Source organism: Cupriavidus alkaliphilus (genome assembly GCF_014191175.1).
In the GTDB taxonomy this organism is placed as follows: domain Bacteria; phylum Pseudomonadota; class Gammaproteobacteria; order Burkholderiales; family Burkholderiaceae; genus Cupriavidus; species Cupriavidus alkaliphilus.
Map to the genome: position 1 here is coordinate 66,717 of NZ_JACHWE010000008.1, position 20,793 is coordinate 87,509.

16 protein-coding genes are annotated in these 20,793 nt (G+C 69.4%); 10 read left to right on the top strand and 6 right to left on the bottom strand.

All coding sequences use genetic code 11. The annotated features are described in order from the left end of the window. Positions 1-1,383 carry an ethanolamine ammonia-lyase subunit EutB gene (locus FHX60_RS22825; RefSeq protein WP_112776278.1) on the bottom strand — a complete coding sequence of 461 codons (1,383 nt, stop codon included), beginning with the start codon at positions 1,381-1,383 and terminating at the stop codon, positions 1-3. 212 nt (positions 1,384-1,595) lie between these two features. Here FHX60_RS22825 and FHX60_RS22830 point away from each other — a divergent pair, with 212 nt between their 5' ends. Then, positions 1,596-2,633 (top strand): AI-2E family transporter, encoded by a 1,038-nt coding sequence (locus FHX60_RS22830; protein WP_092314787.1) that lies wholly within the window; start codon positions 1,596-1,598, stop codon positions 2,631-2,633. A 59-nt stretch (positions 2,634-2,692) separates the two neighbouring features. Here the strand turns inward: FHX60_RS22830 and FHX60_RS22835 are convergent, their stop codons facing one another. Next, on the bottom strand, positions 2,693-3,412 hold the full coding sequence (locus FHX60_RS22835) for a FadR/GntR family transcriptional regulator (RefSeq protein WP_181487054.1): 720 nt from the start codon (positions 3,410-3,412) through the stop codon (positions 2,693-2,695). Between the two features lie 134 nt (positions 3,413-3,546). Between FHX60_RS22835 and FHX60_RS22840 the strand changes: the two genes are divergently transcribed. The 4 genes from FHX60_RS22840 to FHX60_RS22855 all read left to right on the top strand — a co-directional run bounded on the left by FHX60_RS22840 (position 3,547) and on the right by FHX60_RS22855 (position 8,431). Beyond that, on the top strand, positions 3,547-4,329 hold the full coding sequence (locus FHX60_RS22840) for a (Fe-S)-binding protein (RefSeq protein ID WP_183284721.1): 783 nt from the start codon (positions 3,547-3,549) through the stop codon (positions 4,327-4,329). After that, complete coding sequence (locus FHX60_RS22845) at positions 4,326-5,027, top strand: LutC/YkgG family protein (protein WP_183284722.1); 702 nt, start codon at positions 4,326-4,328, stop codon at positions 5,025-5,027. The genes FHX60_RS22840 and FHX60_RS22845 overlap by 4 nt, the downstream gene beginning before the upstream one ends. Then, positions 5,024-6,469: a LutB/LldF family L-lactate oxidation iron-sulfur protein gene (locus FHX60_RS22850; RefSeq protein WP_183284723.1), complete on the top strand. Its 1,446-nt coding sequence runs from the start codon at positions 5,024-5,026 to the stop codon at positions 6,467-6,469. The genes FHX60_RS22845 and FHX60_RS22850 overlap by 4 nt, the downstream gene beginning before the upstream one ends. A gap of 252 nt (positions 6,470-6,721) precedes the next feature. Then, complete coding sequence (locus FHX60_RS22855) at positions 6,722-8,431, top strand: lactate permease LctP family transporter (RefSeq protein WP_112776273.1); 1,710 nt, start codon at positions 6,722-6,724, stop codon at positions 8,429-8,431. Between the two features lie 198 nt (positions 8,432-8,629). Here FHX60_RS22855 and FHX60_RS22860 read toward each other — a convergent pair whose 3' ends face one another. The 3 genes from FHX60_RS22860 to FHX60_RS22870 form a co-directional block, all read right to left on the bottom strand. Further along, positions 8,630-9,751: a CaiB/BaiF CoA transferase family protein gene (locus FHX60_RS22860; RefSeq protein ID WP_183284724.1), complete on the bottom strand. Its 1,122-nt coding sequence runs from the start codon at positions 9,749-9,751 to the stop codon at positions 8,630-8,632. A 22-nt stretch (positions 9,752-9,773) separates the two neighbouring features. Further along, complete coding sequence (locus FHX60_RS22865) at positions 9,774-10,748, bottom strand: Bug family tripartite tricarboxylate transporter substrate binding protein (RefSeq protein ID WP_112776271.1); 975 nt, start codon at positions 10,746-10,748, stop codon at positions 9,774-9,776. Between the two features lie 186 nt (positions 10,749-10,934). After that, positions 10,935-12,737, bottom strand: coding sequence for an acyl-CoA dehydrogenase family protein (locus FHX60_RS22870; protein WP_183284725.1), 1,803 nt, complete (start codon positions 12,735-12,737; stop codon positions 10,935-10,937). Between the two features lie 118 nt (positions 12,738-12,855). Between FHX60_RS22870 and FHX60_RS22875 the strand changes: the two genes are divergently transcribed. The 4 genes from FHX60_RS22875 to FHX60_RS22890 all read left to right on the top strand — a co-directional run bounded on the left by FHX60_RS22875 (position 12,856) and on the right by FHX60_RS22890 (position 16,679). Then, positions 12,856-13,791, top strand: a complete 936-nt coding sequence (locus FHX60_RS22875; RefSeq protein WP_183284726.1) for a LysR family transcriptional regulator — start codon at positions 12,856-12,858, stop codon at positions 13,789-13,791. Between the two features lie 381 nt (positions 13,792-14,172). Further along, positions 14,173-14,484: a FeoA family protein gene (locus FHX60_RS22880; RefSeq protein ID WP_112776269.1), complete on the top strand. Its 312-nt coding sequence runs from the start codon at positions 14,173-14,175 to the stop codon at positions 14,482-14,484. A gap of 15 nt (positions 14,485-14,499) precedes the next feature. Continuing rightward, a complete protein-coding gene (feoB, locus tag FHX60_RS22885; RefSeq protein WP_112776268.1) occupies positions 14,500-16,353 on the top strand; it encodes a ferrous iron transport protein B in 1,854 nt (617 codons plus the stop codon). Between the two features lie 14 nt (positions 16,354-16,367). Beyond that, the gene (locus tag FHX60_RS22890) at positions 16,368-16,679 is read left to right on the top strand and encodes a DUF6587 family protein (protein WP_112776267.1); all 312 of its coding nucleotides are present in this window, start codon (positions 16,368-16,370) and stop codon (positions 16,677-16,679) included. A 373-nt stretch (positions 16,680-17,052) separates the two neighbouring features. Here the strand turns inward: FHX60_RS22890 and FHX60_RS22895 are convergent, their stop codons facing one another. Next, on the bottom strand, positions 17,053-18,411 hold the full coding sequence (locus tag FHX60_RS22895) for a hypothetical protein (RefSeq protein WP_183284727.1): 1,359 nt from the start codon (positions 18,409-18,411) through the stop codon (positions 17,053-17,055). A gap of 603 nt (positions 18,412-19,014) precedes the next feature. Here FHX60_RS22895 and leuA point away from each other — a divergent pair. Next, the gene (gene leuA / locus FHX60_RS22900; RefSeq protein ID WP_183284728.1) at positions 19,015-20,709 is read left to right on the top strand and encodes a 2-isopropylmalate synthase; all 1,695 of its coding nucleotides are present in this window, start codon (positions 19,015-19,017) and stop codon (positions 20,707-20,709) included. Positions 20,710-20,793 lie beyond the last annotated feature (84 nt).

Below are 20,793 nucleotides of genomic sequence, written 5' to 3' on the forward strand. Positions count from 1 at the left end.
TTACAAGCTGTGGGCCATCTGCAGCAGCGGCTGGCGCGCGGCGGGCTCCAGCAGCCGGCCGGCGCCGTCGGCAATGCCCATGTGCTGCAGCCAGGCCTCGAATTCCGGCGCGGGGCGCAGCCCCAGCACTTCGCGCAGGTACAGCGCGTCGTGGAACGAGGTGCTCTGGTAGTTCAGCATGATGTCGTCGGCGCCCGGCACGCCCATGATGAAGTTGATGCCGGCCACGCCGAACAGCGTCAGCAGCGTGTCCATGTCGTCCTGGTCGGCCTCGGCATGGTTGGTGTAGCACACGTCGCAGCCCATCGGCACGCCCATCAGCTTGCCGCAGAAGTGGTCTTCCAGCCCGGCGCGGATGATCTGCTTGCCGTCGTACAGGTACTCCGGCCCGATAAAGCCGACCACGGTATTGACCAGCAGCGGCGAGAACGCGCGCGCCACCGCATAGGCGCGCGCCTCCATGGTCTGCTGGTCGACGCCATGGTGCGCGTCGGCCGACAGCGCGCTGCCCTGCCCGGTCTCGAAGTACATCAGGTTGTCGCCCACGGTCCCGCGCGCCAGCGCCTGCGCCGCGTCGTGCGCCTCGGCCAGCAGCGACAGGCTGATGCCGAAGGCGGCATTGGCGCGCTCGCTGCCGGCCACGGACTGGAACACCAGGTCCACCGGCGCGCCCTGGCCGATCGCGCGCAGCGTGTTGGTGACATGGGTCAGCACGCAGGACTGCGTGGGGATGTCGAAGCGGCTGCGCAGCTCATCGATCATGCGCAGCAGCGAGACGATCGCGCCGAGGTTGTCCGAGGCCGGATTGACGCCGATGGTGGCATCGCCGCAGCCATAGAGCAGCCCGTCGATGATCGAGGCGGCGATGCCCTTGGGATCGTCGGTCGGGTGGTTGGGCTGCAGCCGCACCGCCAGCCGGCCCGGCAACCCCACCGTGCTGCGAAAGCGCGTGACCACCTGGCACTTGCGCGCCACCGCGACCAGGTCCTGGTTGCGCATCAGCTTGCTGACCGCCGCCGCCATCTCCGGCGTGATGCCGGGCGCCACCCGCGCCAGCATGGCGCTGTCGGTCTCGTGGCGCAGCAGCCAGTTGCGCAGGTCGCCCACGGTGGTGGCATCGATCGCGGCAAAGGCGGCGGCGTCGTGGCGGTCGTGGATCAGGCGCGTGACCTCGTCGTCTTCATAAGGCACCAGCGCCTCGTTGAGGAAGCGCGTCAGCGGCACCTCGGCCAGCGCCAGCCGTGCCGCCATCCGCTCCTGTTCGCTTTGCGCGGCAAGGCCGGCGAGCGCGTCGCCGGAGCGCGCCGGGCTGGCCCTGGCCAGCAGCGTGCGCAGGTCGGCAAAGACGTGGCGGTGGGTGCCGATGGTATGGGTGTAGGCCATGCGTTGCGTTCCTGTACCTGGCGACAAGCGAAGACAGCGCGGCGAACGGCTGGCCGTGCACGATTCCCCCTAATATAGACACCCTTTGCGTGTGCCGATATGCCAACATCCGCGCCAGGTCGCGGCGGCACGGGCGCCTGACGCAGCCATTACATCTGGATCGGCGAGAATCCAGGACTTCCTTTTCAGCAAATTGCATGCCGGAGACACCGATGAAAGACCCCGAACCGACCGTCACCCCGCGCCTGCCGCCGGCCGCTTGGTACAGCGTCGGCACCGTTGCCTACCTGCTGACCGCGCTGGCGCTCTGGACCGTGCTGCATGCCAACCTGGTGGCGGCGCTGCTGTCGGGGCTGCTGCTGTATTCGCTGGTGGACGTACTGGCACCGCGCCTGAAGCGCCTGCACCAGCGCCACGACGCGCTCGCGGTGGCGATCCTGTCGGCGCTGATCCTGCTGGGGCTGACGCTGGCGGGCTGGTTGCTGGTGCGCTTTGTCAGCGGCGAGGGCAATACCCTGGACGGCCTGCTCAACCACGTCGCCGACATCATCGACCGCTCGCGCGGGCAGCTGCCGCCGTGGGTCAGCGACGCGCTGCCCAACGGCGTCGACGAACTCGCCAACACACTGATCGACACCCTGCGCGAGCACGCCGCGATGGCGCAGAAGCTGGGCGCCGAGGTGCTGCGCACGCTGGTGCATATCCTGATCGGCCTTGTGATCGGCGCAATGGTGGCGCTGTACCGCGCCGTGGCGCGCCCCAACCGGCGCCCGCTCGCGGCAGCCCTGGTGGCGCGCGCGCGCACGCTGCAGCAGGCGTTCTCGCAGTTCATCTTTGCGCAGATCCAGATCTCCACGATCAACACCGTGCTGACCGCGATCTACCTGCTGCTGGTGCTGCCGCTGTTCGGCGTGCACCTGCCGCTGAGCAAGACCCTGGTGGTGATCACCTTCGTCGCGGGCCTGCTGCCGGTGCTGGGCAACCTGATCTCGAACACGGCCATCGTGGTGGCCTCGCTGTCGGTGTCGCTGCCGATCGCGGTGGGCTCGCTGGTGTTCCTGGTGGTGATCCACAAGCTCGAGTACTTCCTCAATGCGCGCATTATCGGCGCGCGCATCCAGGCGGCGGCGTGGGAACTGCTGATGGTGATGCTGCTGATGGAAACGCTGTTCGGCATCCCCGGCGTGATCGCCGGGCCGATCTTCTACGCGTACCTGAAGCGCGAACTCGCCGGCGCCGGCCTGATCTGAATGCCGTGGCCGGCACGCGGGGCCGGTGGTTGAACCAAAAACGGGTCAACGGACCTGTCTCAGCCGCCGTCCTGCTCCACCCGGCTGCGGACGAAATCGATGTGGGTCTGCATCGCCGTGCGCGCCTCTTCGGGGCGGCGCGCGCAGATGGCATCGCACAGGGTGCGGTGCTGCAGCAACAGCAGGTCCGAGGCGCCCTCGTCCTGTTCGCGCAGGCCGGTGCCGTTGATGGTGATGTGCTCGCGCAGCATGCCGATCACGCTGGTATGCAGGTGCAGGAACATGGTGTTGTGCGAGGCCTGCGCGATGGCGTCGTGCAGCTGCGCGTCGGCATCGGCCTCGGCCTGCTTGTCGTCGGCGGCGCGGGCGCGCTCCAGTTCGGCCATCAGCGCGCGCATGCGCCTGACGTCGGCGGCATCCGCGCGCAACGCCGCGAAGTAAGCGGTGGCACCTTCCAGCACGCGGCGGAACTCGAGGATGTCTTCGCGCAGCGCGGGATGGTCCGCCACCAGCTGGCCCCACGGCGAGGCAATGCCGGCGCGCAGCTGGTCGGTGGCATAGACGCCCGCGCCGCGCCGGCTCTGCAGCAGGCCGCGCGCGGCCAGGCGCTGGATCGCCTCGCGCACGGTGTTGCGCGCCACCGCGTACTGCCCGGCCAGCACGCGCTCGGCCGGCAGCCGCGTGCCGGGCGGCCAGGTGCCGTCGAGCAGCGCGGTCTCGATGCGCCGCATCACCGACTCCACGCGTCCGCGAGTATGCCCGTGCCTGGCTGCCGTCATGCCGTGTGTCCTCGCTCCCGAACGTGCCTGAGGGTGCGCGGCCCGCCTTCAAATTGGTCCAACCAATTTGAAGCGCCGCGCGGAAGCGGGAATTATGCGCCCAAACGTGCGACCCAGCACGTGTGGAGCGAGACATGAAGGATCGTCAGTACCCCAGCGGCCCTGCCCCCACGCAGGCCTACCTGTTTGCCACCTGCCTGGTCGACATGTTCGTGCCGCAGGCCGGCCTCGACGCCGTGCGGCTGCTCGAGCGCGAAGGCCTGACCGTGCATTTCCCGCGCGGCCAGAGCTGCTGCGGCCAGCCCGCCTACAGCAGCGGCAACCCCGACGCGGCGCGTGCGGTCGCGCGCGCCCAGCTCGACCTGTTCGGCCAGCCGTGGCCGGTGATCGTGCCGTCCGGCTCGTGTGCCGGCATGATGCGCCACCACTGGCCCCAGCTCTTTGCCGACGATCCGGTGGCCGGCCCCAAAGCCCGCGAACTGGCCGGGCGCGTCTACGAGCTGGGCGAGTTCCTGCTGCACGTGCTGAAGGTGGACTTCGGCACTGCCGCGCCATCGGCCCAGCCGCCGGAGCGCATCGTGCTGCATACCTCGTGCGGCGCGCGCCGCGAAATGGGCACGCGCCAGCACGGCGTGGCGCTGGTCGATGCGCTGCCGGGCGTGACCCGCGTCGAGCATGAACGCGAGTCCGAATGCTGCGGGTTCGGCGGCACCTTTTCGCTCAAGCATCCCGATATCTCCGGCGCCATGGTGCGCGACAAGGTGGCGTCGGCCTGCGCCACCGGCTGCGACCGCCTGGTCTCGGCCGACTGCGGCTGCCTGCTCAATATCGGCCATACCGCCGCGCACGACCGCGCGCCGTTGCGGGTGGAGCACCTCGCCAGCTTCCTGTGGCGCCGTAGCGGAGGTGCCGCATGAGCACGCCCGGCGCCCGCGAACGCATGCTCGGCCGGCTGCGCGCCGCCGCACCCGTGCCCTCCCCGCAGACCACCGAGCTGGACCGCCGCATCGACAGCCATTTCGAAGCGCGCCGCCATGGCGCGCCAACGCCTGGCGCACGCGTTGCCGCGATGCAGGCCGCGCTGCAAGGCCTGCATGCCGAAGTCTGGTGCGCCGACGCCGGCGCCTGGCCGGCGATGCTCGCCGGCGAACTGGCCAGTGCTGGCGTGAAGCGCATGCTGCTCGATCCGGCCACCACGGCCGGCGCGGCGCTGGCAGCCGCGTTGCCGGCCGGTATCGAAGCCATCGGCTACGACCGCCCAATCGAGGCGTGGAAGGCCGAGCTGTTCGACACCGTTGACGCCGGCTTCACCGTGGCGCGCTCCGGCATCGCCGCCACCGGCACGCTGGTGCTGGCACCCGATGCGGGCTCGCCCCGCACGGTATCGCTGGTGCCGCCGCTGCATGTCGCGCTGGTGCGCGCGTCGACGCTGCATGACGACCTGCACATGGCCGCGCGCGCCGAGCGCTGGGCCGATGGCATGCCGACCAACCTGGTGCTGGTCTCCGGCCCGTCCAAGACCTCGGACATCCAGCAGACCCTGGCCTACGGCGCGCATGGTCCGCGCCGGCTGTGGGTCGTGATCGAAACCGACACCGCGGAGGCCGCCCGATGAGCCAGCAGACCCTGCAATTCGTTGCGCCGCGAGAGTTCAAGGCGCGCGCCCGCGAGGCGCTGGACGACCCCAAGCTGCGCCAGAGCTTCCGCGGCGCGATGGACTTCCTGCAAGGCAAGCGCCTGGCGCAGTTCCCCGACGCCGACGAACTCGAACGCCTGCGCGACCTCGGCGAGGCGGTGCGCCAGCACGCGCTGGCCAACCTGCCTGACCTGCTGGTGCAACTGGAACAGAAGCTGACCGCCGCGGGCGTGCAGGTGCACTGGGCCGAAACCGCCGACGAGGCCAACGCCATCATCCACGGCATCGCCAGCGCCAGGCAGGCCACGCGCGTGATCAAGGGCAAGTCGATGGCCAGCGAGGAAATCGAGCTGAACCATTACCTGGCCGAGCGCGGCGTCGACTGCATCGAATCGGACATGGGCGAGTACATCGTCCAGCTGGCCGGCGAGAAGCCCTCGCATATCGTGATGCCGGCGATCCACAAGACCAAGGGCGATATCGCGCAGCTGTTTACCGAGCATATCCCCGACACGCCTTATACCGAGGACGTCGACGCGCTGATCCAGACCGGCCGGCGCGCGCTGCGCCAGGCCTTTGTCGAGGCCGACATCGGCCTGTCCGGCGTGAACTTCGCCGCCGCCGACACCGGCACGCTATGGCTGGTGGAGAACGAGGGCAACGGCCGGCTGTCGACCACCGTGCCGGACGTGCATATCGCCATCATGGGCATGGAGAAGGTGGTGGCCAGGCTCGAGCACATCGTGCCGCTGTCGACGCTGCTGACGCGCTCGGCCACCGGCCAGGCCATCACCACGTACTTCAACCTGATCTCGGGCCCGCGCCGCACGGGCGAGCGCGACGGCCCGCGCGAAGTGCACCTGGTGCTGCTCGACAATGGCCGCACCCAGGCGTACGCCGACGCGCAATTGCGCGCCACGCTGCAATGCATCCGCTGCGGCGCGTGCATGAACCACTGCCCGGTCTACACCCGCATCGGCGGCCACGCCTACGGCACCACCTACCCGGGCCCGATCGGCAAGATCCTGTCGCCCCACCTGCTGGGGCTGGACGCCACCGCCGACCTGGCCACCGCCTCGAGCCTGTGCGGTGCCTGCGGCGAGGTCTGCCCGGTGCGCATCCCGATCCCGCAGCTGCTGGTGCGCCTGCGCACCGAGTCCAACCGCGCGCCCGACCAACCGGTGGCCAATCCGCTGCGCGGCCAGGGCGCCAAGTACAGCCGCGGCGAGCACCTGGTATGGCGCTTCTGGAGCGGCGCCTATTCGCACCCGGCGGCGTACCGGCTGTTCCGCTGGGCCGCCACGCGCCTGCGCGCGCTGACACCGGCGCGGCAGATGGGATGGACGCAGCACCGCACGCCGCTGAAGCCGGCGGCGAAGAGCCTGGCGGACCTGCTCAAGGAAAAGGGGCAGCCGGAGTAGGCGGCGGCGCCGGGCGATAGCCCCTCCAGCTCCCGACTGTGTACTCCCTCTCCCGCTTGCGGGAGAGGGTTGGGGAGCGGGCGGGCGCATCGACGAAGTCGCGCGCGTCGCTATTGCCGCCGCCCGCCCTCACCCCCGACCCCTCTTCCGCGCGCGGGAGAGGGGAGCAACCAAGCGGGAACGAAAACGGCCTCGGTACTCGCACACAGAACAAGAATTTTCCCGAACCACCACCAAATCAGGAGACCACCCTTGCAACCCTGGACCCAACTCTATACACCACTAGGCAGCCTGTGGCTGTCCTCACTGGCGGCAGCGATCCCCATCGTGTTCTTCTTCATCGCGCTCGCGGTCTGGCGCATGAAGGGCCATGTCGCCGCGGCGGTGACGCTGCTGCTGGCGCTGGCCGTGGCGGTGTTTGCCTACGGCATGCCCGCGCAGCAGGCGCTGGCCTCGGCCGGTTTCGGCTTTGCCTACGGGCTGTGGCCGATTGCGTGGATCATCGTGACCGCGGTGTTCCTCTACAAGATCGTGGTCAAGACCGGCCAGTTCGACGTGATCCGCGCCTCGGTGCTGTCGATCACCGACGACCAGCGCCTGCAGATGCTGCTGATCGGCTTTGCCTTCGGCGCCTTCCTGGAGGGTGCGGCCGGCTTCGGCGCCCCGGTGGCGATCACCGCGGCGCTGCTGGTGGGGTTGGGCTTCAACCCGCTGTACGCGGCGGGGCTGTGCCTGATCGCCAATACCGCACCGGTGGCGTTCGGCGCGATGGGCATTCCCATCATCGTGGCCGGGCAGGTGACGGGACTGGACCCGTTCCATATCGGCGCCATGGCCGGCCGCCAGTTGCCGCTGCTGTCGCTGCTGGTGCCGTTCTGGCTCGTCTTCATGATGGACGGCGCCAAGGGCGTGCGCGAGACCTGGCCGGCGGCGCTGGTGTGCGGCGGCAGCTTTGCCGTGACGCAGTACTTCACCTCGAACCATATCGGGCCGGAACTGCCGGACATCACCTCGGCGCTGGTGAGCCTGGTGTCGCTGGCGGCGTTCCTGAAGGTATGGCAGCCGCGCAGCGCATCGCAGCGCGCCGGCGGCAGCGCCGGCAACGTCAGCGGCGGCACGGTCGCGCTGGCGGGCTTCGGCGGCGGCTTCGGCGGCGCGATGCAGAGCCGCAAGGCATCGCCCTACACGCTCGCGCAAACGCTGCGCGCGTGGGCGCCGTTCGGCATCCTGACCGCCATCGTCACGGTGTGGAGCCTGCAGCCGTTCAAGGCGCTGTTTGCCGCCAGCGGCCCGCTGGCGGGCACGGTGCTGAAGTTCAAGGTCCCGGGCCTGGACCAGCTGGTGATCAAGGCCGCGCCGATCGTGGCCACGCCCAAGGCCTATGACGCGGTACTGAAGATCGACCTGCTCTCCGCCGTCGGCACCGCGATCCTGCTGACCGCGCTGATCTCCGCCGTGCTGCTGCGCATGAAGCCGCGCGACCTGCTGGCCACGTTCGGGGAAACGCTGGTGGAACTGGCGCGCCCGGTGCTGTCGATCGGGCTGGTACTGGCGTTCGCCTTTGTCGCCAACTACTCGGGCATGTCGTCGACGCTGGCGCTGCTGCTGGCCGGCACCGGCGCGGCGTTCCCGTTCTTTTCGCCGTTCCTGGGCTGGCTGGGCGTGTTCCTGACCGGGTCCGACACCTCGTCGAATGCGCTCTTCTGCGCGCTGCAGAACACCACCGCGCACCAGATCGGCGTGTCCGACACGCTGATGGTCGCGGCCAACACCACCGGCGGCGTCACCGCCAAGATGATCTCGCCGCAGTCGATCGCGGTGGCCTGCGCGGCGACCGGGCTGGTGGGCAAGGAGTCGGAGCTGTTCCGCTTCACCGTGAAGCACAGCCTGCTGTTCGCGGTGATCATCGGGGTGATGACGATGGTGCAGGCGTATTGGCTGCCGGGGATGATTCCGGGGTGACAGACAAGCCGTCGATGCCGCAGGTATGCTCCCCTCTCCCGCCTGCGGGAGAGGGGTTGGGGGAGAGGGCCGGCGCTGGCAAGCCCGAAGGCCTGTACTCCGTGGAGGCTCCGGCCCTCTCCCCCGCCCCTCTCCCATAAATGGGAGAGGGGAGCAAACCGGCGCGGGATCAGGCGTTGCCAGTAGACGCAGTGGTGCCTAGTCCAGAAACGCCTCGCCCTCCGTCAACGGCGCATGCCGGTACGTCGCCGGCGTCCGGCTCAGCTTCACCGGCGCTCCCAGTCCCTGGTACCCCCCTTCCATCTCCACCACCATCGCGCGGTGCCGCGTATGCGGATGCTGCAAGGCGTCGGCCACCGACAGCACCGGCGCGCACGGCACGCCGGCGGCCACCAGCGTATCCGCCAGCGCCTTGCCGTCGCGCGTGCGCATGCGCGCTTCCAGTTCGGCCTTCAGCGCCACGCGATTGACCGAACGCGCGCCGGCGGTGGCGTAGCGCTCGTCGTCGGCCAGCGCCGGCACCTGCAGGTGCTCGCACAGGATGCGGAACTGCCGGTCGTTGCCCACCGCCAGGAAGACCGGGTCGGTGGCGGTGGCGACGGTGTCGTACGGATAGATGTTGGGATGCGCATTGCCGGTGCGCTGCGGCGTCTTGCCGCTCATGAACCAGTTGGCCGCGTGCGGATGCAGCAGCGACAGCCCCGAGTCATAGAGCGCGGCCTCGACGAACTGCCCGCGCCCGCTGCGGGCGCGCTCCTGCAGCGCCAGCAGCACGCCGATCACGGCGTTGAGGCCGGTCACCATGTCGACCACCGGCAAGCCCACCCGCAGCGGATCGCCATCGGCCTCGCCGTTGATGCTCATGATGCCGGACATGGCCTGGATCGCGGCATCGTAGCCGGGCAGGCCGCCCAGCGGGCCATCGGCGCCGAAGCCGGACACGCGGCAATGCACCAGCCGCGGGAAGCGCGCCGACAGCACGTCGTAGCCCAGCCCCCACTTCTCCAGCGTGCCGGTCTTGAAGTTCTCGATCAGCACGTCCGCGTCGGCCAGCAGGCCCAGCAGCACCTCGCGGTCGGGTTCCGCGGTCAGGTCCAGCCGCATCACGCGCTTGTTGCGGTTGAGGCCGAAGTAGTAGGAGGCCACGCCGTCCTTGAACGGCGGGCCCCAGGTACGGGTGTCGTCGCCCTGCGGCGGTTCGATCTTGAGCACGTCGGCGCCGTGGTCGCCCAGGATCTGGCCGCAGTACGGGCCGCCCAGGATTCGCGACAGGTCGACCACGCGGATGCCGGCGAGCGCGCCGGGATTGGCTTGGGTCATGGCTGCGATTCCCCCGGCGTCGTCAATCGAGCTGGGCGCCGGACTTCTGCACCACCGCACGCCACTTGCCCACCTCCGCCTTGACGAAGCTGCCGAGCTGCTCCGGCGTGGTCGACGGCGCGAACTCCAGGCCTTGCGCCTGCAGCGTCTTGCGCACCTCGGGCTGCTTCAGCGCGTCGGCAAAGGCGCGGTTGAGCTTGCCGACCACCTCCGCCGGCGTGCCGGCCGGCGCGACCACGCCGAAGAACACCGACACGTCAAACCCGGGCACGCCCTGCTCGGCCACCGTCGGCACGTCGGGCAGCGCCTGCGAGCGCGCCCTGGTGGTCACGCCCAGCGCGCGCACCTTGCCGCTCTTGATGAAGGGCATCGCGGTCAGCACGTCGGTAAAGGTCATGCTGACCTGGCCGCCCAGCAGGTCGTTCAGCGCGGGGCCGGTGCCCTTGTACGGAATGTGCTGGAAATCGGTGCCGGTGACATTGTTGAACAGCACGCCGGCCAGGTGCGACGAAGCGCCATTGCCCGACGAGGCATAGGTCAGCTTGCCCGGGTTGGCCTTGCCATAGGCGATCAGCTCGTTGACGTTCCTGGCCGGCACCGACGGGTTGACCACCAGCACGTTGGGCAGCTGGCCGATCTGGATCACCGGGGTGAAGCTCTTGACCGGGTCGTAGTTGATCTTTCGATACAGGCTGACGTTGATCGCCAGCGGCGCCGAGGTGCCGAACATCAGCGTGTAGCCGTCGGGCTCGGCGCGCGCCACAGCCTCGGCGCCGATATTGCCGCCGGCGCCGGCACGGTTCTCGACCACCACCGGCTGGCCCAGGCTGGTCTTGAGCGCGGCGGCGAGCGTGCGCGCCATGGCATCGGTGGGGCCGCCCGGCGGATAGGTGACCACCATCATGATCGGCTTGGACGGGAAGTCCTTCTGCGCGAAGGCGGGGGCGATAAACAGCGAGCACGCGGCGATGGCCGCGACGCGGTGCCAGAGTTTCATGGCGTTGTCTCCTGGTGTAGGACGTCTCCCGCGGGGTAAGCGGGATGGTGGGGGCTGCAGGGTTGGGGTGAGGGCGGGAGCGTCAACGCAGCGAGGCGTGTCGGTATGCCACCGCCTGCCCTCTCCCCCGGCCCCTCTCCCGCAAGCGGGAGAGGGGAGCAAACAATGGGCTTCGGGTTGGCGGTGTCAGAACACGTTGACGTCTGCGACCGCGCCTGCTGCGCGCACCACGCCGTCAGCAGGGGGCGCCACGGTCTCGGCCAGCCACTCCGGCTCGGCGCTTGCCACCAGCGGGTCCTGCGGCAGCACGCGGTGGCGCAGCACCAGCTGCGCCAGCCGCATGCGGCGCACCGAGCCGATGCGCCCGGCTTCCCAGGCCATCGCCACCGCGCTGGTCACGTGGTACAGCGCCGAGGCCGCCTGGCGCGCCAGCAGTTCGCCGTCGGCGCCGGCCGCGGCGGCCTGGCCGGCCAGTTGCCCGGCGCTGGCGATGGCGCCTTCGAACACGGCGCGGGCGTCGGCCTGCATCGGCGTATCGGCCAGCAGCCCGGCCAGGTGCGCCTGCAACACCGGCAATGCGCCCTCGCGCCGGACCGCGCGCAGCACGTCGAGCGCGACGATATTGCTGGTGCCTTCCCAGATCGAGCCGAGGTGGGCGTCGCGCACCAGGCGCGGGTCGCTCCATTCCTCGATATAGCCGCAGCCGCCGCGCATCTCCATGGCGTCGCCGGTAACCTTGCGCGCGTCGCGGCAGGCGCGGAACTTGATCAGCGGGGTCAGGATGCGCATCAGCGCGTAGGCGTCGGGCTCGCCCGCGTCGGCGCGGCGCAGCGCCTCGGCGGTCTGGAATACCATGGTGCGCGCCTGCTCGGTGGGCAGCGTCAGCTTGAGCAGCTGGCGGCGCATCAGCGGCATGTCCTGCAGGCGCTTGCCGAAGGCCTGGCGCTCGCGCGCGATGAAAAGGCCCTCGGTCAGCGCGCGGCGCATCAGCCCGGCGGCGCGCACGCCATTGGACAGGCGCGAGTTGTTGATCATGTCGGCCATCTGCACGAAGCCGCGGCCGGGTTCGCCCACCAGGTAAGCGTGCGCGCCTTCCAGGCGGATCTCGCCGCTGGCCATCGAGCGCGTGCCCAGCTTGTCCTTGAGCCGGATGATGCGGTAGTGGTTGGCGCTGCCGTCCTCCAGCTTGCGCGGCAGCAGGAACAGCGACACGCCCTTGTGGCCGGGCACGGCGTTGCCGGCCTCGTCTTCCACGCGCGCCAGCACCATCGCCAGCGCGGCATCGGGGTTGGAGCAGAACCATTTGTCGCCATGCAGGCGCCAGCCGCCCTCGGCCGAGGCATCGCGCACCGCGCGGGTGGCGGTGGCGGCGACGTCGGAGCCGGCGCCCTGCTCGGTCATGAACATCGCGCCCTGGTACAGGTCGTCAAACACCTGCGTGGTCAGGTTGGGCAGGAAGCGCCCGACCAGCGCCGGGTCGCCGAACTTGCGCAGCGTGCGCGTCAGCGAATCGGTCATCGACAGCGGGCAGCACAGGCCGAACTCCGCCTGCACGAACAAATACGTGAGCGCGTACTTTGCCGCCGGCGGCATGGGCTTGTCCCAGCCCAGCACGCCGCCGCGGTGCGACGCCGCGGCGAGGCCGAATTCGGCAAAGGCCACACGCTCCATCTCGACATAGGCCGGGTGCTTGTCGATGCGCTGCGCATCCACGCCGGCGCGGGTGCGGTAAGTCAGTTCCGGCGGGTTGCGATCGGCCACGCCGGCCAGCTCGTCGAGCACGCCGCCGGCCAGCGCGCCCATGCGTTCGAGGTGCGGCAACAGGTGGTTGAACAGGTCGGGCGGCAGGTACAGCGGCAGCAGCGCGCGCAGGTCCGGGTCGGCGGCGAGCAGGCTGCCGCCCTGGCGGTCAGGCACCGGATGCACGGCGGCAGGCGCTTGCGCGGCGTAGTGTTGCTGGGGGATGTCGCGCACGGCGCTGGATGGCATGGCAGGTCTCCTGGTATGGCGGTGCCGGCTGGCGGCCCCTTTGGGCTCCATTATTCAAACCCCATGGATTTGCGTCTAATTCTAAAATTGGCTTGATCCATATAATTTCTGTATCGCCATGGAATTCCGCCACCTGCGTTACTTCCTCGTGCTGGCCGAGGAACTGCACTTCGGCCGCGCCGCGCGCCGGCTTGCCATCTCGCAGCCGCCGCTGTCGCTCAATATCCAGCAGCTCGAGGCCTCGGTCGGGGCGCGGCTGTTCGACCGCGACAGCCGCGGCGTGCGCCTGACCGCGGCCGGCCGGGCCTTTCGAGAATCAGCCACGGCGCTGCTGGCGCAGGCCGAGGCGGCGCGGGTACTGGCGCGCGAGATCGAAGCGGGCGCCATCGGCCGGCTGCGCGTGGGCTTTGTCGGCTCGATGCTGTACCGGGGGCTGCCGCAGACGCTGCGCGAGTTCGAGGCGGCCTATCCCGGCATCCACGTGGCGCTGACCGAGCTGAATTCGCAGGAACAGATCGACGCGCTGCTGCATGACGAGCTCGACGCCGCCTTCATCCACACCGGCCGGGTCCCGGACACGCTGCAGGCCACGCTGGTGCACTCCGAACCCTTTGTCTGCTGCCTGCCCGCCGAGCATGCGCTGGCCGCGCTGGCGGAGCTGCCGCTGACGTCGTTGCGCGGCGAGCCGTTCGTGCTGTTCTCGCGCAAGGCCTCGCCGGACTATTACAGCCGGATCTTCGACATGTGCGCCGCGCAAGGTTTCTTCCCGCAGATCCGGCACGAGGTGCGGCACTGGCTGTCGGTGGTGTCGCTGGTTTCGCAGGGCATGGGCGTGGCGGTGGTGCCGGCGGCGCTGGCGCGCTCGGGCATGGCCGGCGCGGCATTCCGGCCGCTGGCGGAGGCGGCGGTGCGCTCGGAGGTCTATTGCGCATGGAAGACGGCGCCGGACCATCCGGCGCGCGACCACTTCGTCGCCATGGTGGCGGGCAAGGCGGCGCCGCCAAAGCGCGGCCACAAAGAAAAAGCCACCGGTCCAGGGACCGATGGCTTGTGAAGTACGCGTGGAACGGGGTGTTCAGCGTGCTGTGAGCTTAACGCCGCTGGCTTGCGGCAGCCATAACGCAAATGCAGTAATTGCAAGCGATGACAGGAATCGCGCGGATTCGGTGTCTCACTGCCGAACCGCGGTTTTGCATCGCTTGAATAACGGGCTCGTCGGGGCCGTATCGCCACCGCCTGCGCTCGGCCATTCGTCCCCTTAGCGGTTATCATTCGCCTCCTGCCGTGCCAGGTGCGGCAAGGCTGGCGTGCCCGCCCTTTGAGGGGGCAACGTAAAGCCTCATTTGCGATACAATGAAAACGATTTTCATTTACATACCCCGGCGCGGTCGCACCGACCGCTTGGCGGCAGGCCGCGCCACGGACTGGAAGCATGATGCGGTTGTCTGAACTTCCACGGCGCACGCCCGCCGTAGTGCAATCGGTGGACGACGCCACCCCAGGGGATCCGGTTGCGCGCCGCCTGCGCGAACTGGGCTTCGTTGCCGGCGAAGCCGTGCAGGTCATCGCCTACGGGCCCTTCGGCATGGACCCGCTGGTGGCGCAGGTAGGCTTCACGCGCTTTGCGCTGCGCCGCTCGGAGGCGGCGCGCATCGGCGTGGAAATCGCCAGCGCCTCGGTCACCCGCCTCGCCCCCGCCACGCAGGGCGACGAGACTGCCCAACCGTCCGCCAAGCGGACCGCCTGAGCCTCCCCCCGGATTATGTCTGCTGCTTCCCCTTCTGCCCTGCGCATTGCGCTGGTCGGCAATCCCAATTGCGGCAAGACCGCACTGTTCAACCGCCTGACCGGCAGCCGCCAGAAGGTGGCCAACTACGCCGGCGTGACCGTCGAGCGCAAGGAAGGCTACTTCGTGTCGCCGGCGGGACGCCAGGTACGCATCCTGGACCTGCCCGGCGCCTACAGCCTGCATGCGGCCAGCCTCGATGAAGCCATCACGCGCGATGTCTGCCTGGGCCAGCGCGCCGGCGAAGCGCGTCCGGACCTGCTGGTGTCGGTGGTCGACGCCACCAACCTGCGCCTGCACCTGCGCTTCGTGCTGGAGCTGCGCCAGCTGGGACTGCCGATGGTGGTGGTGCTCAATATGAGCGACGCCGCCGCGCGCCGCGGCATCCAGATCGACCGCGACAAGCTGTCGGCCGCGCTGGGCGTGCCGGTGGTCAGCACCGTGGCGGTCCGGCGCGACGGCGCCGCGGCGCTGGTCAGCCTGCTCGATGCCACGCTGCCGCCGGCCCCGCCGGCCGGCGCTGCGTCCGGCCCTGACTTCGACGTGCATGCCGAAGTCAACCGCCTGCTGTCGGCCGCGGTGAGCATGCCGGCGCGTACCGCCGCGCTGGACGACCGCCTCGACCGCATCGTGCTGCACCCGGTGTTCGGCCTGCTGCTGCTGGCGGTGCTGCTGTTCCTGATGTTCCAGGCGGTGTTCTCGTGGGCCGAGCCGCTGATGGACGGCATCGAGGGCGGCGTGCACTGGGCCGGCGAGATGCTGGGCGCCTGGTTGCCCGACGGCATGCTCAAGAGCCTGCTGGTCGACGGCCTGGTCGCCGGGCTGGGCAGCGTGGTGGTGTTCCTGCCGCAGATCCTGATCCTGTTTCTGTTCATCCTGACGCTGGAGGAATCCGGCTACCTGCCGCGCGCGGCGTTCCTGCTCGACCGCCTGATGATGGGCGCGGGGTTGTCGGGGCGCTCGTTCATCCCGCTGCTGTCGAGCTTTGCCTGCGCCATCCCCGGCATCATGGCCACGCGCACCATCCAGGACCCGCGCGACCGGCTCACCACCATCCTGGTGGCGCCGCTGATGACCTGCTCGGCGCGGCTGCCGGTCTATGCGCTGCTGATCGGCGCATTCATCCCCGAGCGTACCGTGATGGGCCTGTTCAACCTGCAGGGGCTGGTGCTGTTCGCGCTGTACGTGGCCGGCATCGTCAGCGCGCTGGTGGTGGCCTATGCGCTCAAGTTCCTGCGCCGCGACCGCACCGACCATCCGCTGCTGATGGAGCTGCCGTCGTACCGCATCCCCAATCCGCGCGACATCGCCATCGGGCTGTGGGAGCGTGCCCGCATCTTCCTGTCGCGCGTGGGCAAGGTGATCCTGGCGCTGACGGTGCTGCTGTGGTTCCTGTCGACCTTCCCGTCCGCGCCCGAGGGCGCGACCGCCCCGGCGATCGACTACAGCTTTGCCGGCATGATCGGCCATGCGCTGCAGAAGGTGTTCGCGCCGGTGGGCTTCAACTGGCAGATCTGCATTGCGCTGGTGCCGGGGCTGGCCGCGCGCGAAGTCGCGGTGGGTGCGCTGGCCACCGTCTACGCACTGTCGGGCAGCGAAGAGACCGTGGCCACGCAGCTGGCACCGATGATCGCCGCGCAATGGTCGCTGGCCACCGCGCTGTCGCTGCTGGCCTGGTACGTGTTCGCGCCGCAGTGCATCTCCACGCTGGCGGTGATCCGGCGCGAGACCGATTCCTGGAAGGTGATGGCGCTGTCGGCCGCCTACCTGACCGGGCTGGCCTACCTGGCCGCGTTCGTGACCTACCGCGTCGCGCTGCTGTTCAGCTGAAGCCAGCCGCCGCCATGAGCCTCTACCACGCCATCGAAACCCTGCTGGTCCCGCTGATCGTGCTGGCGTGCGCGGTGTCGGTAGTGGCGCGCTACGCGCCGCGCACGCGCGAGCGCGTCAAGGCGGCACTGGCGGCGCGCCTGGGCGGCCCTGCCGCCACCGGCTGGCGCGGGCGCCTGGCACGCTGGCTGGCGCCGCAGTCCGCGGCAGGCTGCGCCAGCGGCTGCGACGACGGCGGCTGCAATACCTGCGGCGCCAATACCGGCACGCCCACCAGCCAGGACAAGCCGGCCGAGCAGGTGGTGCGCTTCGTGCGCAAGCGCTGAAGCGCGCTTTTTCCCTCTTCAACATCCACGCAGAAACGGGTACGCCCGCGGCTGCCGCATGGTCGCGGCAAGCGGCGGTTTGCGCGCGCCCGTGCGTCCTTGCAGACGGCGGCGTGGGCCTTTTGCTGATCAATCCGGCCCTTTTCAAGGCTTGCGCCCATGCACGCAGAATTGGGTACGCTGTGCGCGCCCGCCTGCCGTGCATGCCGGGAAGTGCCGAAAGCGGCCACGCAGAAACGGGTACGCTTCGTCGGTTTCCCTGCCGCTTGTGTGCTTCTCTCAGGCGCGGAAAAGGAGAGCAAACCGTCTGTATCTTCAAAAGCAGAACGCCCTCCGTGCGGAGGGCGTCTGGCCAGCTGCGGGATGCCGGCGCTTACTTGACCGTACCGTAGAAGACCAGCTTCAGCGGCGTATTGTCGGCGACCGCGGTGCAGGTCGCGGTGATGGTGAAGTCGCCGGGCCCGGTGCCGCTGGCGCGTACCTGGTTGGGCAGCATCACCATGCTCGGGCTCAGCGACACCGGCCCGGTGCTGGACCATGCCCAGTCCTTGCACGCGGTGAACTGCGCATCCTCGCCCAGGTGCTTCATGCGTGCGGTGACCTCGATCGGCATCGGCGCCAGCAGCAGCAGCGTGATCGGATCCTGGTTATCGCCCACCAGTGCCCACAGCGGGTTCTCCGTCACCGTCAGGGTGGCGCTGCGACGCTCGCCGAGCTTGCTGCTGACCGCGCTCACCGTCAGGCTGCCCTGCACCGGACCGGTGTCGCCGGCCAGGCTGGTGCGCACCGTGGCGTCATGCGTACCTGCGGCTTCGGTTGCCGACAGCGTCGCCGAGGTCGCCGTGTAGCTCCAGGTGCCGTCGAAATCCGCGGTCACGTCCTGGCCGTCGTGGCGCAGCACGCGCGCGGTGAAGGTGTCGGGACGATTGCTGAACACCTGCAGCGCATTGACCTCGCGTCCGCCCTTGGTGGTCACCACGCGATAGGCCGCGGCGCCGTTCTTCTGCACCGTCACCGCGATCACGCCGGCGAGGGCATGTCCGTCAGGCGCGGTCACCGACACCGTGACACTGGCCATGGCCGCGGTCGTCGGCGAGCCGTTGCTGGCCTTCAGCGTGGCGCTGTTCTGGCTGGCCGCGACCTGGACCGCGGCGCCGCTGCTGGACCAGGCCCAGTTGGAGACGCTGGCCGACACATCGCTGCCGTTGCTGTCGAGCAGCGTCACCTTGACCGGCAGCTCCTGGCCGTCGCTCATCGACAGGCTGGTGGCGGGCATCGACAGCGTGTAGCTCAGCGCCGACGCCGGCACCACGGTGATGGTGGCCGCTTGCGCGGGCAGCTGCACGGTGGTGTTGTCGGTGCCCCGGACCGTGGCCACCACCTGCACGGTGGTGGTGCCCGGCGCCACGCCCCGGACCACGGCACTGCCCGGCGTGGCGGCGCCCGGCGTCACGGTGGCGACGGCGCTGTCGGTGCTGGTCCAGTCGAAGGTGGTGTTGCCCGATACGTCGACGCCGTTGCTGTCCACGGCCAGCGCGCTGATGGTCAGCGTGCGGCCGACGCCGACCTCGCCCGAGGTCACGCTCATCTTCGCGGTATAGGTCAGCTGCGTGGAGGTGCCGCCCGATGCCGGCGCGGCGGGCGCGCTGCTGCCACCGCCGCCGCCGCATGCCGCCAGCAACAAGGCCGCGGCCGAACCCGCCAGCCAGGATGCCCACGTTCTCAGTCTCATGATGTTCCCCCCGTGTCGTGTTTTTCCCGCGCTAACAGCCTAGGCACAAAGTAGCCCGCGCAATACCAGCCAGAGGACTGAGGTGCAGCGCACAGAACATCGCCGCGAGTCATCCATTCAGCGCAGTACATCGCCATTCGGCCGAGGAAAAACAGGGGTCTCCCAACACTTGCCGCAGCCGGCCCCCAACCGTTTGGCGCAGCCCGTTTCCACGATCCCCTGATCGGGCCACGACAGACTGCTGCGCACGACGGCACGCGCGCCGTGCTTGACCAGGCCGGGACTTGTCGACTAACCTTGCCCGTTCCCAAGGACCTGCGCTGCATGCGCATCCACGCGGAGCGGCCGCGGCCCCTCCCATTCCTGCCACGATGAACCGTTACACCAGCACTCCCCGCCAGGCTGCCGATGCGTCCCGCATCGCTGCCCGCGCACGCGTGCTGGCTGCCCTGGCATCGGGCCGCGCCCTGCGCGCTTCCTCGCTACTGCTAAGCCTACCGATCGGTTGCCGGGCCTAGGGCCCCGTGGCAGTTCGGCAGCCTTGCGCCACCCTTTTCCCGTTTTTCCATTTTTCATCTTCCCTTGCGAGGAAGGAGAACCCGCATGCTGTTCAATCCCGCCACCAAGTACCGCCCCGCCGCCACCGTCGACCTTCCTGACCGCACCTGGCCCGGCCGCACCATCACGCGCGCGCCGCGCTGGATGAGCACCGACCTGCGCGACGGCAACCAGGCGCTGATCGAGCCGATGAATCTCGCGCGCAAGCTGCGCTTCTTCGAACAGCTGGTGAAGATCGGCCTGAAGGAAATCGAAGTGGCGTTCCCCGCCGCGTCGCAGACCGACTTCGACTTCGTGCGCATGCTGATCGAAGAACGGCGCATCCCCGACGACGTCACCATCGTCGTGCTGACGCAGTCGCGCGAAGACCTGATCCGCCGCACCGTCGAATCCGTGCGCGGCGCGGCACGCGCCATCGTGCACCTGTACAACCCGATCGCACCGGCCTGGCGGCGCATCGTCTTCAATGCCTCGCGCGACGAGATCAAGGAAGTCGCGGTAGCGGGCACGCGCCTGATCAAGGCGCTCACCGATGCCATGCCCGAGACCGCGTGGACCTACGAGTATTCGCCCGAGACCTTCAGCCTGGCCGAGCTCGATTTCTCGCTGGAAGTCAGCGACGCGGTGTCGGCCGCGTGGCAGGCCGGACCGGGGCGCCCGATGATCCTGAACCTGCCGACCACGGTGGAATGCAGCACGCCCAACGTGTTCGCCGACCAGATCGAATGGATGCACCGCCGCCTTGCGCGGCGCGAGCACATCGCGCTGTCGGTACACCCGCACAACGACCGCGGCACCGCGGTGGCGGCGGCGGAGCTGGCTTTGATGGCGGGCGCCGACCGCGTCGAGGGCTGCCTGTTCGGCAACGGCGAGCGCACCGGCAACGTCGACCTGGTGACGCTGGCGCTGAACCTCTATACGCAGGGCGTGGCGCCGCAACTGGACTTCTCCGACATCGATGCGGTGCGCCAGTGCGTGGAGCACTGCAACCAGCTGCCGGTGCACCCGCGCCATCCGTATGTGGGCGACCTGGTGTTCACCGCGTTCTCGGGCTCGCACCAGGATGCGATCCGCAAGGGCTTCGCGCAGCAGCAGCCGGACGCGATCTGGGAAGTGCCCTACCTGCCGATCGACCCGGCCGACCTGGGCCGCAGCTACGACGCGGTGATCCGCGTCAACAGCCAGTCGGGCAAGGGCGGCATGGCGTACCTGCTGGAACAGGTGCATGGCCTCTACCTGCCGCGCCGCCTGCAGATCGAGTTCAGCCGCGCGGTGCAGGCCATGACCGACGACACCGGGCTGGAAGCGAGCGCCGACGACCTTTACGGCCTGTTCCAGCGCGAGTACCTGGCGCGCGAGGCGCCGCTGCGCTACGTCTCGCACCAGCTGGCAACGGACAGTACCGGCGCCACCGTGATTACGGTGCAGATGGAGCGCGACGGCGAGCCCTGCAGCGTGCGCGGCAGCGGCAACGGCCCCATCGACGCCTTCATCGATGCGCTGGAGCTGCCGGTACGCGTGATGGACTACCACGAGCATGCGATGAACGCCGGCGCCGATGCGCGCGCAGCTTGCTACGTCGAAGTCCGCTTGGGCGATTCGCCGACCGGGTTCGGTGCGGGCATCGACGCCAACCTCGTCACGGCTTCGTTGCGGGCGGTGCTGTCGGGCGTGAACCGGCACCTGCAGGCGGGCTTTGCTGCCGGCGCCCACGCCACGGCCAGCGCCGCCGTGGCCTGATGCCTGACGTGTAGCGTTTCGCAAGAAAACCGGTGTGCCCCGCCCCCACGGGGCACACCCGGAAAGACGCCCTTGCGGACGCCC

Bases quoted from the DNA above. Each gene is read 5' to 3' on its own strand.
- FHX60_RS22825 (WP_112776278.1), bottom strand. From the start codon at position 1,383: ATGGCCTACACCCATACCATCGGCACCCACCGCCACGTCTTTGCCGAC.
- FHX60_RS22830 (WP_092314787.1), top strand. From the start codon at position 1,596: ATGAAAGACCCCGAACCGACCGTCACCCCGCGCCTGCCGCCGGCCGCT.
- FHX60_RS22835 (WP_181487054.1), bottom strand. From the start codon at position 3,412: ATGACGGCAGCCAGGCACGGGCATACTCGCGGACGCGTGGAGTCGGTG.
- FHX60_RS22840 (WP_183284721.1), top strand. From the start codon at position 3,547: ATGAAGGATCGTCAGTACCCCAGCGGCCCTGCCCCCACGCAGGCCTAC.
- FHX60_RS22845 (WP_183284722.1), top strand. From the start codon at position 4,326: ATGAGCACGCCCGGCGCCCGCGAACGCATGCTCGGCCGGCTGCGCGCC.
- FHX60_RS22850 (WP_183284723.1), top strand. From the start codon at position 5,024: ATGAGCCAGCAGACCCTGCAATTCGTTGCGCCGCGAGAGTTCAAGGCG.
- FHX60_RS22860 (WP_183284724.1), bottom strand. From the start codon at position 9,751: ATGACCCAAGCCAATCCCGGCGCGCTCGCCGGCATCCGCGTGGTCGAC.
- FHX60_RS22865 (WP_112776271.1), bottom strand. From the start codon at position 10,748: ATGAAACTCTGGCACCGCGTCGCGGCCATCGCCGCGTGCTCGCTGTTT.
- FHX60_RS22870 (WP_183284725.1), bottom strand. From the start codon at position 12,737: ATGCCATCCAGCGCCGTGCGCGACATCCCCCAGCAACACTACGCCGCG.
- FHX60_RS22875 (WP_183284726.1), top strand. From the start codon at position 12,856: ATGGAATTCCGCCACCTGCGTTACTTCCTCGTGCTGGCCGAGGAACTG.
- FHX60_RS22880 (WP_112776269.1), top strand. From the start codon at position 14,173: ATGCGGTTGTCTGAACTTCCACGGCGCACGCCCGCCGTAGTGCAATCG.
- feoB (WP_112776268.1), top strand. From the start codon at position 14,500: ATGTCTGCTGCTTCCCCTTCTGCCCTGCGCATTGCGCTGGTCGGCAAT.
- FHX60_RS22890 (WP_112776267.1), top strand. From the start codon at position 16,368: ATGAGCCTCTACCACGCCATCGAAACCCTGCTGGTCCCGCTGATCGTG.
- FHX60_RS22895 (WP_183284727.1), bottom strand. From the start codon at position 18,411: ATGAGACTGAGAACGTGGGCATCCTGGCTGGCGGGTTCGGCCGCGGCC.
- leuA (WP_183284728.1), top strand. From the start codon at position 19,015: ATGCTGTTCAATCCCGCCACCAAGTACCGCCCCGCCGCCACCGTCGAC.